The 13,842-nt window shown below is 73.3% G+C and carries 14 protein-coding genes; 8 read left to right on the forward strand and 6 right to left on the reverse strand.

The features are described 5' to 3' along the window. The first annotated feature begins 1 nt into the window (after position 1). A complete protein-coding gene (gene nadC, locus AC2RP6_RS18625; protein WP_486450374.1) occupies positions 2-970 on the forward strand; it encodes a carboxylating nicotinate-nucleotide diphosphorylase in 969 nt (322 codons plus the stop codon). 3 nt (positions 971-973) lie between these two features. Next, positions 974-1,783: a type III pantothenate kinase gene (locus tag AC2RP6_RS18630; RefSeq protein WP_486447210.1), complete on the forward strand. Its 810-nt coding sequence runs from the start codon at positions 974-976 to the stop codon at positions 1,781-1,783. Positions 1,784-1,915: 132 nt separating this feature from the next. On the opposite strand, the gene AC2RP6_RS18635 is transcribed toward AC2RP6_RS18630, so the two are convergent. Continuing rightward, on the reverse strand, positions 1,916-2,125 hold the full coding sequence (locus AC2RP6_RS18635) for a hypothetical protein (protein WP_486447211.1): 210 nt from the start codon (positions 2,123-2,125) through the stop codon (positions 1,916-1,918). Positions 2,126-2,322: 197 nt separating this feature from the next. Between AC2RP6_RS18635 and AC2RP6_RS18640 the strand changes: the two genes are divergently transcribed. After that, positions 2,323-3,447, forward strand: a complete 1,125-nt coding sequence (locus AC2RP6_RS18640) for a DUF5937 family protein (protein WP_486447212.1) — start codon at positions 2,323-2,325, stop codon at positions 3,445-3,447. Positions 3,448-3,716: 269 nt separating this feature from the next. After that, positions 3,717-5,270 (forward strand): M28 family metallopeptidase, encoded by a 1,554-nt coding sequence (locus tag AC2RP6_RS18645; protein WP_486447213.1) that lies wholly within the window; start codon positions 3,717-3,719, stop codon positions 5,268-5,270. A gap of 85 nt (positions 5,271-5,355) precedes the next feature. On the opposite strand, the gene AC2RP6_RS18650 is transcribed toward AC2RP6_RS18645, so the two are convergent. Further along, positions 5,356-6,360, reverse strand: coding sequence for an SAM-dependent methyltransferase (locus tag AC2RP6_RS18650; RefSeq protein ID WP_486447214.1), 1,005 nt, complete (start codon positions 6,358-6,360; stop codon positions 5,356-5,358). Between the two features lie 106 nt (positions 6,361-6,466). On the opposite strand from AC2RP6_RS18650, the gene AC2RP6_RS18655 reads away from it, so the two are divergent. Next, the gene (locus AC2RP6_RS18655; protein WP_486447215.1) at positions 6,467-7,669 is read left to right on the forward strand and encodes a sensor histidine kinase; all 1,203 of its coding nucleotides are present in this window, start codon (positions 6,467-6,469) and stop codon (positions 7,667-7,669) included. A gap of 23 nt (positions 7,670-7,692) precedes the next feature. Continuing rightward, positions 7,693-8,367: a response regulator transcription factor gene (locus tag AC2RP6_RS18660; RefSeq protein WP_030846041.1), complete on the forward strand. Its 675-nt coding sequence runs from the start codon at positions 7,693-7,695 to the stop codon at positions 8,365-8,367. A 40-nt stretch (positions 8,368-8,407) separates the two neighbouring features. Here the strand turns inward: AC2RP6_RS18660 and AC2RP6_RS18665 are convergent, their stop codons facing one another. The 4 genes from AC2RP6_RS18665 to AC2RP6_RS18680 all read right to left on the reverse strand — a co-directional run bounded on the left by AC2RP6_RS18665 (position 8,408) and on the right by AC2RP6_RS18680 (position 11,718). Beyond that, positions 8,408-9,004 (reverse strand): hypothetical protein, encoded by a 597-nt coding sequence (locus AC2RP6_RS18665; RefSeq protein WP_486447216.1) that lies wholly within the window; start codon positions 9,002-9,004, stop codon positions 8,408-8,410. Next, on the reverse strand, positions 9,001-9,276 hold the full coding sequence (locus tag AC2RP6_RS18670; protein WP_486447217.1) for a hypothetical protein: 276 nt from the start codon (positions 9,274-9,276) through the stop codon (positions 9,001-9,003). Before AC2RP6_RS18670 ends, AC2RP6_RS18665 begins: the two co-directional genes overlap by 4 nt. 70 nt (positions 9,277-9,346) lie before the next feature. Then, positions 9,347-10,870, reverse strand: a complete 1,524-nt coding sequence (locus tag AC2RP6_RS18675) for a PH domain-containing protein (RefSeq protein ID WP_486450375.1) — start codon at positions 10,868-10,870, stop codon at positions 9,347-9,349. A 356-nt stretch (positions 10,871-11,226) separates the two neighbouring features. Then, positions 11,227-11,718: a PH domain-containing protein gene (locus AC2RP6_RS18680; RefSeq protein ID WP_486447218.1), complete on the reverse strand. Its 492-nt coding sequence runs from the start codon at positions 11,716-11,718 to the stop codon at positions 11,227-11,229. A gap of 31 nt (positions 11,719-11,749) precedes the next feature. Between AC2RP6_RS18680 and AC2RP6_RS18685 the strand changes: the two genes are divergently transcribed. Continuing rightward, entirely contained in the window at positions 11,750-12,892 is a 1,143-nt protein-coding gene (locus tag AC2RP6_RS18685; RefSeq protein WP_486447219.1) for an NADH-quinone oxidoreductase subunit D, read from the forward strand. A gap of 45 nt (positions 12,893-12,937) precedes the next feature. Beyond that, complete coding sequence (locus AC2RP6_RS18690) at positions 12,938-13,813, forward strand: arylamine N-acetyltransferase family protein (RefSeq protein ID WP_486447220.1); 876 nt, start codon at positions 12,938-12,940, stop codon at positions 13,811-13,813. Positions 13,814-13,842: the final 29 nt, after the last annotated feature.

Consider the following 13,842-nt stretch of genomic DNA (forward strand, 5'->3'; position numbering starts at 1 on the left):
CGTGAGCACCCCCGAACTCCCCCTCATCGACCAGAACGACGGCGGCTGCGGCGACGACTGCGCCTGCGGCGACGGCGAGGAGAGCGGCCTCGACCCGGCGCTCGCCGAGCTGCTCGCCGACGCGGGCCTGGACCCCGTCGAGGTCGAGGACATCGCCCACATGGCGCTCTCCGAGGACCTCGACGGCGGCGTGGACGTCACCACCGTGGCCACGGTCCCCGAGGACGCCGAGGCCGTCGCCGACTTCGTCGCCCGCGAGGACGGCGTCGTGGCGGGCCTGCGCATCGCCGAGGCGGTGTTCTCCGTGGTCTGCACGGAGGCGTTCGAGGTGGAGCGGCACGCGGAGGACGGCGACGCCGTCAAGGCCGGCCAGGTGCTGCTGTCGCTCCGCGCGCGGACCCGCGACCTGCTGACCGCCGAGCGCAGCGCGCTGAACATCCTGTGCCGGCTCTCCGGCATCGCGACGGCCACCCGCCGCTGGGCGGACGTCCTGGAGGGCACCAAGGCCAAGGTGCGCGACACCCGCAAGACCACGCCGGGCCTGCGCTCGCTGGAGAAGTACGCGGTCCGCTGCGGCGGCGGCGTCAACCACCGGATGTCGCTGTCGGACGCGGCGCTGGTGAAGGACAACCACGTGGTCGCCGCGGGCGGGGTCGCGCAGGCCTTCACCGCGGTGCGCGAGGCCTTCCCGGAGGTCCCCATCGAGGTGGAGGTCGACACGATGCACCAGGTCCGCGAGGTCCTGGACGCGGGCGCCGACCTGATCCTGCTGGACAACTTCACCGTCCCGGAGACCGAGGAGGCCGTCACGCTGGTGGCCGGCCGCGCGGTGCTGGAGTCCTCGGGCCGCCTCACGCTGGACACCGCGCGGGCGTACGCGGAGACCGGCGTGGACTACCTGGCGGTCGGCGGGCTGACCCACTCCTCGCCGATCCTGGACATCGGTCTCGATCTGCGCGAGGCGGTGTAACCCGTGCTCCTCACCATCGACGTAGGCAACACCCACACGGTCCTGGGCCTGTTCGACGGTGACGAGATCGTCGAGCACTGGCGCATCTCGACCGACCCGCGGCGCACCGCCGACGAGATGGCCGTGCTGATGCAGGGCCTGATGGGCATGCACCCGATGCTCGGCACCGAGCTCGGCGACGGGATCCACGGCATCGCGATCTGCTCGACGGTGCCGTCGGTCCTGCACGAGCTGCGCGAGGTCACCCGGCGCTACTACGGCGACGTGCCGGCGGTGCTGGTGGAGCCCGGCATCAAGACGGGCGTGCCGATCCTGATGGACAACCCGAAGGAGGTCGGCGCGGACCGCATCATCAACGCGGTCGCGGCGGTCGAGCTCTACGGGGGCCCGGCGATCGTGGTCGACTTCGGTACGGCGACCACCTTCGACGCGGTGTCCGCGAAGGGCGAGTACGTGGGCGGGGTGATCTCGCCGGGGATAGAGATCTCGATGGAGGCGCTCGGGGTACGGGGCGCCCAGCTGCGCAAGATCGAGCTGGCCCGGCCGCGCCACGTGATCGGCAAGTCCACGGTCGAGGCGATGCAGTCGGGCGTGATCTACGGCTTCGCGGGCCAGGTCGACGGGGTCGTGGCCCGGATGGCCAAGGAGCTGGCCGGGCCGAACGGCGACCCGGACGACGTCCGCGTCATCGCCACGGGCGGTCTGGCCCCGATGGTGCTGGGCGAGTCGTCGGTGATCGACGACCACGAGCCGTGGCTGACGCTGATCGGCCTGCGGCTGGTGTACCAGCGCAACGCGCCGAACTTCGAGTAGGCGGTCACGGTCCGGCTCCCGGCCGTCACGGTCCGGCTCCCGGCCGGCACGGTCCGGTTTCCTCCCGTCACGGGCGGGATCCGGGCCGTCCGGCCGCGCCCGTGCCGGCGCCGCGGGCGGGCGGTCCGGGCGTCAGCACGGGCGCGGGCGGGTCAGCATCCGGCGCAGGGCGGCCCTCCAGGGGTGGCGGGCCTCGCCGCCGTCCACGACGGCCCGGAACTGCTGGTAGGAGCGGGCCGCGCGGACCACGGCGACGTCGTCCCGGCCCGGCGGCGGGGGCATCGGGGCGCCGTGCTGGGACGCGCGGTAGGTGTCGATGAGGTACTGCTCGATCGCTGTCATGCATCCACCCTCACCCCGTCGGCCCCGTCCCGCACGACGGTTGACGTTCCGCGTCAACCGTCCCGGCCGAAAGCCGCTCCGGGCGCGGACGACCACTCGTCCGGCCGTCGTGCCGGGCCCCGCCCGGCCACCCGTACGGCGGCGCCGGGCGACCGGGCCGGACGCTCCCGACGTGCGGGAACGGACAGAATGGCCCGATGAGCGTCACCATCGACATCGCCGGTCTCCCCCACGAGCGGATCACCTTCGCGCCGTCCCCGCTCGCGGAGCTCTGCATGGCCCTCCACGCGCTCTCGCAGCCGGGGCACCACCCGCGGCTCGCCTCCTGGACCACCGCCACGTCGGCCGCGCTCGACCCGACTCTCGCGGACCGTCTGCTGGAGGCCGACTTCATGTGGCGCAGCTCCTTCTCCGACGTCTTCATGCCCTTCGCCGGGATCCCCGGTGGCGCCGGGCGGCCGGCGGGGACGCTGGCCGAGGAGCTCGACGTACTGGACCGCCTCGACGACGAGCGGTTCGTGGCGGCGGCCCTGGAGCACTGCTGGCCGGCGCTCTACAACGAGGGCGGCGGGCCCTCGCCGCTGAAGGACCCGGCGGCCCGGGCGAGGGCGCTGGAGGTGGCCGCCGCCCGCGGCCCGCGCCGGCTGGACTTCTCCGTGCGGCTGCTGGACGACCCCGCGGCCGTGCGGGTGTGGCTGCGCCGGCTCCTGGAGGACTGCGACGAGGCGTTCTTCGCCGAGACGTGGAAGCGCCTGGAGCCGGGGCAGAGCGCCGACGCCCGGCGCAAGGCCGAGCTGCTGCGCCGCAAGGGCCTGCCGGCCGCGCTGAAGGACGTCTCCTCGGCGCTGGACGTCGACGGGGCTCTCACCACCATCACCGCCGACAAGATGGTCCACGGGACGACGACGGCCACCGATCCGCGAATAGGCGCCGGCCTCGTCTTCGTGCCGACCAACTTCGGCTGGCCGCACCTGCTGGTGCTGCACGCACCGCACTGGCGGCCGGTGGTCCACTATCCGCTCGGCACCCCCGAACCGGCCTCCGGTCCGGGCTCGGTGGAGCTGCTCCAGCGGCGGATGGAGGCAATGGCGCACCCGATGCGGATGAAGCTGTGCCGGAGCCTGGCCCGCGCCCCGTACACGACGAGCGAACTGGCGACCGTGTACGGGATCACCGCGCCGGAGGTCTCGCGGCACCTGGCCGTCCTGAAGAAGGCCGGTCTGCTGCACACGCGAAGGCAAGGCCGCTATGCCCAGCACGAGTTGGATCTGACCGCGGTCGCCCGGATCGGCTCCGACTTCATCGAGGGCGTCCTGCGGTAGCCCCGTCCCGGCCCGGGGGGAGCAACGGGCCTGCGGTTGGCAGGATGTGACCGGCCCGGATTCACCGATATACGGAATTCATAAACCGAAAACAGCGAAAACTCTGGCCAGGATGGCCGCTTGCTGTCTAACGTGCGCTCACTGTTCCCCCACGTACCGCGCACCGCATCCGGGGGCCCGGCACTCGCGTCCCGCCGTGCCGCGCCCTGCTCCGCCCTGTCGTGCCCAGCTCCGCCTGCCCTGCTCGCCCTTGTCGTGGAAGGACCTTCATGCCCTCACGCCGTATAGCCGCAGCCACCGCCGCCCTGGCCGCCGCGGCCCTCGTCTCGCCCCTGCTGCTCGCCGGACCGGCCGGTGCCACCGGGAGCCCGCAGAGCGACGCCGCCAAGGGCGACGCGCTGGCCCGCAAGCTGGTCAAGGACGCGACCGGCAAGGGAGCCTTCAACCACCTCAAGGTCCTGCAGTCGATCGCCGACTACAACAACGGCAACCGGGCGGCCGGTTCCAAGGGCCACGAGCAGTCGGCCAAGTACATCGAGGCCGTGATGAAGGCGGCCGGCTACCAGGTCAGCCGCAACGAGTTCGACTTCGTCTTCGTCGAGACCATCGAAGAGAAGCTGACGGTGAACGGTGCGAGCGGGCGCGACGTGCCGATCCACCTGATGACCTACACGGCGAACTCCCCGGAGGGCGGTGTGACGGCCCCGGTGGCCGTCGCCCCGGTCGACGCGGACGGGACCAACGGCTGCGAGCCGGGCGACTTCGCCGCGGGCGCCTTCACGGGGAAGATCGCGCTGGTCAAGCGCGGCGGCTGCACCTTCGCGATCAAGCAGCAGAACGCGGCCGCGGCCGGTGCGGTCGGCGCGGTCATCTACAACAACACCGCGGGTGCCCTGAACGGCACCATAGGAGACCCCACCGCGGGCAAGGTCCCCACGGGCGGCATCACCCAGGAGGACGGCGAGAAGCTGGCCGCCGAGGCCGCCGCCGGGCCGGTCGAGGTCACCCTCGACATCCGCGAGCTGCGCGAGAACCGCAAGACCTTCAACGTCGTCGCCGAGACGAAGGGCGGCGACGCGAACAACACCGTCTTCCTCGGCGCGCACCTCGACTCGGTCGCGGCCGGCCCCGGCATCAACGACAACGGGTCCGGCTCGGCCGGCATCCTCCAGGTCGCCCAGCGGCTCGCGAGCGAGCAGAAGAAGGTCAAGAACAAGGTCAAGTTCGCCTGGTGGTCGGCGGAGGAGTTCGGCCTGCTCGGCTCCGAGGCGTACGTCGCCGGCCTGACGGACGCCCAGAAGAAGCAGATCAAGCTGTACCTGAACTTCGACATGATCGCCTCGCCGAACGCCGCCTACTTCGTCTACGACGGCGACGACTCCGACGGCGTCGGCTCGGGCCCCGGCCCGGAGGGTTCCGCCCAGCTGGAGAAGGGGATCACCGACTTCCTCGACTCCAAGAAGATCCCGCACGCGGGCACGGACTTCTCCGGCCGCTCGGACTACGGCCCGTTCATCGAGGTGGGCATCCCGTCGGGCGGCACCTTCACCGGCGCCGAGGGCATCAAGACGCCCGAAGAGGCCGCGAAGTTCGGCGGCCAGGCCGGTGTCGCCTACGACGTGAACTACCACGGCGCGGGCGACGACATCACCAACATCGACCAGAAGGCGCTCGACATCAACGTCGACGTCATCGCGAACGCGGTCGGCCACTACGCGCACGACCTCGCCCCGCTGTCGAAGCCGGTCGTGTCGAAGCCGACCCCCGGCGGCAGCGGCGGTGGCGGCGGCCTGCACACCGGCCACGACGAGGTGACCCAGTAGTCGCTCCGCCGCCGTAGCGCGGTGGTGTGCGGAGGGGCCGGACTCCCGAAGGGCGTCCGGCCCCTTCCGCATGCCGGAGCCCGGGTCACCACCCAGGCATCGGCTCCGGTTCCGGCTCCGGCTCCGGCCAGGGCGGGATGCCCACCGGCTGGACCAGCCAGCCGAAGGCGCCCAGACCGGACCGGGAGGTCAGCTCCGCCGCCTCACCGGCCGAGGCCAGCGCCCGGACGTAGGCCACCGGGTCCGAGGAGGCCAGGGCCAGCGGTGGCCTGGCGCCGGAGACCCCGAGGGCGGTCAGGGCCTCGCGCTGCGTCAGCAGGACCGCGTCCGGCCCGGCGCAGGCGTCCAGCGCGACGTGGGCGGTGACGTCGCAGGAGCCGTCCGGGACCGGCGGGACCTCCCGGCCGTCCCGGAATCCCGTCAGGGTGCCGTACGGGGGCCGCGCCTCCCGGGTGTGGGCGTAGTCCACCGCCACCGCCAGGCCCCGCTCCAGGGTCGAGACGGCCGCGGCCCAGGCCTCGTCGCGCGACCGGCCGATCTCGGCGCGGCCGCCGCCCGGCCACCAGCGCTCCAGCCAGGCCCGGTCCGCGTCCTCCAGCGGGCCGCCCCGGTCCTCCGTACCGTCCGGCGCGACCAGGACGTAGTGGCCGTCCTCGGCGACGTCCAGGGGGACGTTGTCCAGCCATTCGTTGGCGAACAGCAGACCGGTCACGGCCTCGGGCGGTTCCCCGGTCCAGCGGATCCGCGGGTCGAGCCCCTCCGGCCGCCGCGCCCGTTCCACGGCGTACGGGCGCACCCGCGCGGCCGTCGCCGGGTCCAGCGCGGCGAGCACCCCGGTCAGCAGCTCCGCCCGGCCTGCCCCCACGTCCACGAGGGCGAGCTCCGCCGGGTGCCCGAGGTCGGCGTCCACCCGGAGCAGCAGCCGGGCCACGGCCCCCGCGTAGAGCGCCGAGGCGTGCACCGAAGTACGGAAGTGGCCGGCCGGACCCGGGCCGCCGGGGCGCACGTAGAAGCCGCCGGGACCGTACAGCGCGGCTTCCATCGCGCTGCGCCACCGGACCGCCGCGCGGGGTCCACCAGGAGTGCTCATCTCCGAAGGCTATGCTCACCCTCCACCTTGGGGAGTATGTCCCCGGTGCCAGGTTCGGACCTCTGGTTGACTCCAGCACCTATCGCCGTTCCCTACGCTGGGTCACGTGCAGCGCCTCTACGACTTCCTCCGCAGACACCCGACGGGCGTCGACAGCTTCTGGGCTGTGCTCTTCTTCGGGGTCTCGATGCTGAACGTCGTGGGCGAGCCCGACATCAGCCGCCCCCTCAAGATCGTCGCGGTTCCCGTCGTGCTCGCGCTGAGCGCGGCCCTGGCCCTGCGCCGGAAGTGGACGCAGGGGACGTTCTGGCTCACCCTCGGGGCGGGCCTCCTCCAGCTGGGCGCGGGCATCATCGCCGGGTTCTGGGACATCGCGATGTTCGTGATCCTCTACACGGTGGCCGCGAGCGAGGTCCCGCGCTGGGTCTCGCGCACCGCCCTGGGCTGGGGGCTCGCGGCGGCGCCGCTGTACTTCCTGCGGCACGGCGTGGACAAGGGCAGCAACGACGTCGACAACGTCCTCTTCGCCGTCTTCATGATCGTCCCCTTCGTCCTGGCCTGGGTGCTGGGCGACTCCCTGCGCACCCGGCGGGCCTATTACGCCCAGCTGGTCGAGCGCAACCAGCGGCTGGAGAAGGAACGCGAGGCCCAGTCCAAGGTGGCCGTGGCCGCCGAGCGCGCCCGGATCGCCCGCGAGCTGCACGACGTCGTCGCGCACAACGTCTCGGTCATGGTCGTGCAGGCGGACGGCGCCGCGTACGTCATGGACGTGGCGCCCGAGCAGGCCAAGGAGGCCCTCCAGACCATCTCCGGCACCGGCCGCCAGGCCCTCGCCGAGATGCGCCGGCTGCTCGGCGTCCTGCGCACGGGCGAGCCGCAGGAGTCCGAGGACTACGTGCCCCAGCCCGACGTCGAGCAGATCGAGGTCCTGGTCGAGCAGGTACGGGCCGCCGGGCTCACGGTGGACTTCGAGGTCGAGGGCGCTCCGCGGCAACTGCCCAGCGGCGTCGAGCTGACGGCGTACCGGATCGTGCAGGAGGCCCTGACCAACACCCGCAAGCACGGCGGCCCCGACGCCAGGGCCAGCGTCCGGCTGGTCTACTTCGACGACGGGCTCGGCCTGCTGGTCGAGGACGACGGCCGGGGCGCGGCCCACGAGCTGTACGAGGACGGCGGCGCGGACGGCGCCGGACACGGGCTGATCGGCATGCGCGAGCGGGTCGGTATGGTCGGCGGAACCCTGGACGCGGGGCCGCGGCCCGGCGGCGGCTTCCGGATCAGCGCACTGCTCCCCCTGAAGAAGAGTTGACGAGGACGAGGACGAGGTAACTGATGTCCATCCGAGTGATGCTGGTCGACGACCAGGTCCTGCTGCGCACCGGCTTCCGGATGGTGCTCGCCGCCCAGCCGGACATGGAGGTGGTCGCCGAGGCGGGCGACGGCCTGGAGGCTCTGGAGGTGCTGCGGGCCACGAAGGTGGACGTGGTGCTGATGGACGTCCGCATGCCCCGGCTCGACGGCGTCGAGGCGACCCGTCGGATCTGCGAGCCCGCGGAGCACCCGAAGGTGATCATCCTGACCACCTTCGACCTGGACGAGTACGCCTTCTCGGGTCTGAAGGCGGGTGCGAGCGGGTTCATGCTGAAGGACGTGCCGCCGGCCGAACTGCTGGGCGCGATCCGCTCGGTGCACAGTGGTGACGCGGTGGTGGCGCCGTCCACGACGCGGCGCCTGCTGGACCGCTTCGCGCCGATGCTGCCGACGACGACGCAGGAGCCGGAGCACAAGGAGATCGAGCGGCTGACGGAGCGCGAGCGCGAGGTCATGCTGCTGGTGGCGCAGGGGCTGTCGAACGGTGAGATCGCGGCGCGGCTGGTGCTGTCGGAGGCGACGGTGAAGACCCACGTGGGCCGCATCCTGACCAAGCTGGGGCTGCGCGACCGGGTCCAGGTGGTGGTCCTGGCGTACGAGACGGGCCTGGTCCGCGCGGGCGGCGGGGCCGGATAGGGGGGCACCCCCGGTCCGGCCGTGCGCCTCGGCGGCGCCCTCAGGCGCCCGGTTCGAGGGGGCGCTTGTAGTAGCGCCAGGGGAACCAGCCCGCGCCGACCGGGATCCAGCCTTCCGATTCCATCCGCCGGTGCCGCGCGGCGGAGGGGAGCGTCACCCGGCAGTGCTCCCAGGACCGGTTCGACGCCTCGACCTCGTGGAAGAAGGGGCCGTAGCCGACCGTGTGCCAGCCGTCGCGTCCGGCTTCCTCCAGGGCGGCCATCTCGGTGAAGGCGGACAGGCCGGAGAGGGTGCGCCGCTCCGGGGCGTCCGGGCCGTCTGCGGACGCCGCCGGGGCGCCCGGGCCGGGCGCCGCTTTGCCCGCGAAGCGCTGCTGGGCGGCCTGGCGGCTCACGCCCAGGACCCGGCCCACCGCGTCCCAGCTGTGGCCGGCGGCCCTGGCGCCCTGGACGGCCTCGCGCAGCAGCCGGCTCGACTCCTCGGCGCCGACGCGCGAGGCGTCCACCAGCCGCAGGTATCCGCGGGGGTCGTGTTCGAGGGACTCGGCCAGCCCCTCGGGGGCGCCGAGGACGGCCGCGGCGATCCCCTCCCGGATCCGGTCCGCCTCGGCCGGCCGCAGCAGGGGTGCGTCGCTCATCGGCGCAGTCCGGTGAGCGGTTCGAGGGCGTCGAGGACGGCTTCGTCCCGGCGGGCGCGTTCCGAGTGCGCGTGGGCCCGGGCGGCCAGGCCGGCCGTGCCGGCGATGAGCACGAGGCCCGCGAGGATCAGGGCGACGGTGGCGGGGGTGCCGAGCCGGTCGCCGAACATCACCGACACGGCGGGCAGGAGCACGCCCAGCGGCAGGGCGCCGGCCGTGGACGGGCCGGCGGGGCGGTCGTCCCCGCGGTCCTTCGATCGCAAGATCAGCATGCGTCAAGAAAACCTTGACATGATCACCTTGTCAAGGTTCCGTTGACGTGAACGGTGGGTGCGCCCGGCGTCACCCCTCCGGGCCCGACCCGGTCATCCAGCGGTCCGGGCGGGCCGCCGCGCGGGAGGTGTGCGAGCGGGCGGCCTGCTCGTACAGCAGCCGCGCGGCCCCGGAGGCCTCGCGCAGCCGCGCGGTGACCGTGCCGTTCGCGCCGGTGTCCACGTGCACGTCGGCGACGCCCCGGGCGCGGGCCCACGGCCCCTGGGTGAACCGGACGCTCTGCACCTTGGCGTGCGGAACGATCTCCGTACGGCGGCACAGGCGGCCGTGCCGGGCGGCGAACACCTCCGGGGAGACCGCCAGGGCGTAGCCCTTCCACCACACCGGGACCACCCAGCGCGAACCGGTGCCCGGGGAGCCGGAGAAGGACAGGCCGGCCAGGTCCACCCCGGGCAGCACCCGGGCGATCACGGCGTGCGCGGCGGCCCGCGAGGCCACCGGCACCAGGACCTCGTTCTTCGAACCGGCCACGGCCAGCTCCACCCGGACCCGGTCGGAGCGCCGCCACAGCAGCGGCTCCACGATCCGTACGGTCTGCACGCGCCCCGGTGGCACGGTCTCGTGGGCCCGGTCCAGCATCCCGTGGTCCAGGCGCAGCCCGTCCGGGGACTCGGCGACCCGCCAGTCGTACTCCGTGAGGAAGCGGCCGACGGTGCCCGCCCAGACCGCGCCCAGCATCGGCAGCAGGGTGGCGACGGCCACCCACGGGCTGGAGCTGAACCACCACACGACGAACGGGGCGACGATCCCGCCGGCCAGCGCCGCCCAGACGCCGAGGCTGAGCGCCAGCGACACGGCGAGTTCGCGCGGGGTCACGCGCAGCAGTTCGCGCTGCGGGGCCTCCCCGAGGCGCACCGCCTCCTCGGGGGCGAAGCCGGCGGCGCGGGCCAGGAGCTCGGCGCGCAGGGCGACGGCCTCCTGCTCTCCGAGGAAGGCCAGCCGGTCCTTCTCCTCGGTGCCGATGACGTCGAGCCGCAGGCTGGCGACACCGGTCAGCCGGGCCAGCAGGGGCCGGGTGACGTCCACGGCCTGGAGCCGGTCCAGCCGGATGTGCGCGGTGCGGCGGAAGAGCAGCCCGGTGCGGATGCGCAGCTCGGTGTCGGTGACCGCGTAGTGGGTGAACCACCAGCTCAGGAAGCCGTAGACGCCGAACATCAGGATCACGCCGACCAGGGTCGCCAACCGCAGGAGCGAGGACAGGTCCGCGACCCAGCGCGCCGCCCGGTCGCCCTGCTGGGCGAGGACGCCGACGGTCGCCGCGATGGGCACCCAGGCCCGCCGCAACGGCGTGAAGGGATGCAGCCGCCGCTCGGCCACCGCCGCCGACGACTCCCCACCCGCCCCACAACTCCCCGGCCCACCGCCCACCGAACCCGGGCCCACCGGCTCGTCGCCCGCCGGACCGGAGGTCATCGGGTCGTCGCCCGCCGGACCAGAGGTCACAGGCTCGTCCCCCGCCGGACCAGAGGTCACCGGCCCACCGCCCACCGAACCCGGGCCCACCGGCTCGTCGCCCGCCGGACCGGAGGTCATCGGCTCGTCGCCCGCCGGACCGGAGGTCACCGGGTCATCGCCCGCCGGACCGGAGGTCACAGGCTCGTCCCCCGCCGGACCGGAGGGCATCGGCTCGTCGCCCGCCGGACCAGAGGTCACCGGCTCGTCGTCCGCCGGACCGGAGGTCACCGGCTCGTCGCCCGCCGGACCAGAGGTCACCGGCTCGTCGCCCGCCGGACCAGAGGTCACCGGCTCGTCGCCCGCCGAACCCGAGGTCACGGACCCACCCCCCACCGGCCCCGGGCACACCGGCTCGTCCCCCGCCGGACCGGAGGGCATCGGCTCGTCGCCCGCCGGACCAGAGGTCACAGGCTCGTCGTCCGCCGGACCGGAGGTCACAGGCCCGCCGACCTTGCCTCGCCGAGGGCGGCGAGGCGGTCGCGCAGCCGCTCCGCCTCGGCCGGCACCAGACCCGGGATCCGGGCGTCGGTGGCCGCCGCGGCCGTGTGCAGCTGCAGGGAGGCCAGGCCGAATCGCCGCTCCACCGGGCCCGAGGTGACCTCGACGAGCTGCATCCGGCCGTACGGGACCACCGTCTGCTCCCGCCACAGCACACCCCGGCTGATCAGCAGGTCGTCGGGACGCTCCGCGTACCGCCAGGACCGCCAGTTCCGGCCGAGGAGCACCCAGCCCCAGGCGCCCGCGGCGAGCCAGACCCCGCCCACCGCCGCCCACCCCGGGCCCGCGAACAGCCCGAGCGGCAGCGCGGTCGCGAGCGCCAGCAGACCGGCCCAGACCACGAGCAGCGTCCGCCGCATGGTGAGCAGTCCACCGGGCAGTCCCACCCACCGCAGGTCGCCCGTCCCACCCTTCGTCCCCGTATCCATTCCCCCACCTTAGGACTGAGACAATGCCCGCATGACGGAGACCACGGTCGGCATCGGCGGCGCGGCGGAGAGCACCGACATGGTGCTCAACATCGGCCCCCAGCACCCTTCCACGCACGGCGTGCTGCGCCTGCGCCTCGTCCTGGACGGCGAGCGGATCGCCAGCGCCGAGCCGGTCGTCGGCTACATGCACCGCGGCGCCGAGAAGCTCTTCGAGGCCCGCGACTACCGCCAGATCGTGATGCTCGCGAACCGCCACGACTGGCTGTCCGCGTTCTCCAACGAGCTCGGCGTGGTCATGGCCGTCGAGCGGATGCTCGGCATGGAGGTCCCCGAGCGGGCGGTGTGGATGCGGACGCTGCTCGCCGAGCTGAACCGGGTGCTGAACCACCTGATGTTCCTCGGCTCGTACCCGCTCGAACTGGGCGGCATCACTCCGATCTTCCACGCGTTCCGCGAGCGCGAGGAGCTGCAGGCCGTCATGGAGGAGATCTCCGGCGGCCGCATGCACTACATGTTCAACCGCGTCGGCGGCCTCAAGGAGGACCTCCCGGCCGGCTGGCTCGGCCGGGCCCGCGCCGCGATCGCGGACGTCCGCACCCGGATGGACGTGTACGACAAGCTGGTCCACGGCAACGAGATCTTCCGCGGGCGCACCCGCGGCGTCGGGGTCCTGCCCGCCGAGGCCGTCCACGCGTACGGGGTCTCCGGCCCGATCGCCCGTGCCTCCGGCGTCGACTTCGACCTGCGCCGCGACGAGCCGTACCTGGCCTACGGCGAGCTGCAGGACGTCCTGAAGGTCGTCACCCGCACCGAGGGCGACTGCCTGGCCCGCTTCGAATGCCTGCTGGAGCAGACCCACAACTCCCTCGACCTCGCCGTGGCCTGCCTGGACCGGATGGACGCCCTCCCGCCGGGCCCGGTCAACCAGCGCCTGCCCAAGGTCCTGAAGGCGCCCGAGGGACACACCTACGCCTGGACCGAGAACCCGCTGGGCATCAACGGCTACTACCTCGTCTCGAAGGGCGAGAAGACCCCCTACCGGCTGAAGCTGCGCAGTGCCTCCTACAACAACATCCAGGCGCTGGCCGTCCTGCTGCCGGGGCAGCTGGTCGCGGACATGGTGTCGATCCTGGGCTCGCTGTTCTTCGTGGTCGGCGACATCGACAAGTAGCCTCAATTCAAAGGGAGTAGAGCATTCCGCCCGTAGCGTGGCCGGATGATCCCAGACTCCTTCGAGGGCTACCTGCGCCGCCTCGGCGTCACCGCCCCCGGTGCTCCCAGTGCCGCCGGGCTGTTCGCCCTCCAGCGCGCACACCTGGAACGCATCCCCTACGAGAACGTCGACATCCAGCTCGGCCGGCCGCCGGGCATCGACCCCGAGCTGTCGGTGCGGAGGTTCGCCGCGGGGCGGGGCGGCTACTGCTTCCACCTGAACGGCGCCCTGGCCCTCCTCCTGGAATCCCTGGGCTACGACGTGACCCGGCACGTCGGCGCCGTGAGTGCCGACGCCTCGTCGCGGGAGGTCCGCGGCGACCACCTCGCCCTGACCGTCCGGGTCGGGGGCGAGGAGTACTGGGTGGACGCCGGGCTCGGGGACATGGGCCCGCACGAGCCGCTGCCGCTGCGTGCGGGCACGTACGACCGCAGTGGTTTCACCTACACCCTGGAACGGCTGGACCCGCTGGAGGGCGAAGGCCCGGGCTGGTCCTTCTTCGCCTCCGCGGGAGGGGCGCGACGGATGAACTTCCGCGACGCCCCCGCGACCACGGCCGATTTCGAGGGCATGCACACGTGGCTGTCCACGCACGAGGAGTCGCCGTTCGTGCGGGTCTTCGCGGTGTTCCGCCGGGACGCGGGCGGCGCGGACGCCCTGCGCGGGAAGGTCCTGACCCGCCTGGAGCACGGGAAGCAGGCGCACGAACGGGTGCTGTCCGGACCGGAAGAGCTGCTCGCCGTCCTGGGCGGGCTCTTCGGGCTGGACCTCCGCGACCTGACCTCCGCCGACCGGTCCGCCCTGTGGGCCCGGGTGGAACGGGTCCACGAAGTGTGGCTGGCCCGGCGGCGGGCGGACACGGAGCCCGTGCGGGACTGATGGTCGGTACGACAGGGCAGACTGGGGGG

The organism is Streptomyces sp. WAC03905 (assembly GCF_057371075.1).

Bases quoted from the DNA above. Each gene is read 5' to 3' on its own strand.
- AC2RP6_RS18635 (WP_486447211.1), bottom strand. From the start codon at position 2,125: ATGACAGCGATCGAGCAGTACCTCATCGACACCTACCGCGCGTCCCAG.
- AC2RP6_RS18640 (WP_486447212.1), top strand. From the start codon at position 2,323: ATGAGCGTCACCATCGACATCGCCGGTCTCCCCCACGAGCGGATCACC.
- AC2RP6_RS18645 (WP_486447213.1), top strand. From the start codon at position 3,717: ATGCCCTCACGCCGTATAGCCGCAGCCACCGCCGCCCTGGCCGCCGCG.
- AC2RP6_RS18650 (WP_486447214.1), bottom strand. From the start codon at position 6,360: ATGAGCACTCCTGGTGGACCCCGCGCGGCGGTCCGGTGGCGCAGCGCG.
- AC2RP6_RS18660 (WP_030846041.1), top strand. From the start codon at position 7,693: ATGTCCATCCGAGTGATGCTGGTCGACGACCAGGTCCTGCTGCGCACC.
- AC2RP6_RS18665 (WP_486447216.1), bottom strand. From the start codon at position 9,004: ATGAGCGACGCACCCCTGCTGCGGCCGGCCGAGGCGGACCGGATCCGG.
- AC2RP6_RS18670 (WP_486447217.1), bottom strand. From the start codon at position 9,276: ATGCTGATCTTGCGATCGAAGGACCGCGGGGACGACCGCCCCGCCGGC.
- AC2RP6_RS18675 (WP_486450375.1), bottom strand. From the start codon at position 10,870: ATGACCTCCGGTCCGGCGGGCGACGAGCCGGTGGGCCCGGGTTCGGTG.
- AC2RP6_RS18680 (WP_486447218.1), bottom strand. From the start codon at position 11,718: ATGGATACGGGGACGAAGGGTGGGACGGGCGACCTGCGGTGGGTGGGA.
- AC2RP6_RS18685 (WP_486447219.1), top strand. From the start codon at position 11,750: ATGACGGAGACCACGGTCGGCATCGGCGGCGCGGCGGAGAGCACCGAC.
- AC2RP6_RS18690 (WP_486447220.1), top strand. From the start codon at position 12,938: ATGATCCCAGACTCCTTCGAGGGCTACCTGCGCCGCCTCGGCGTCACC.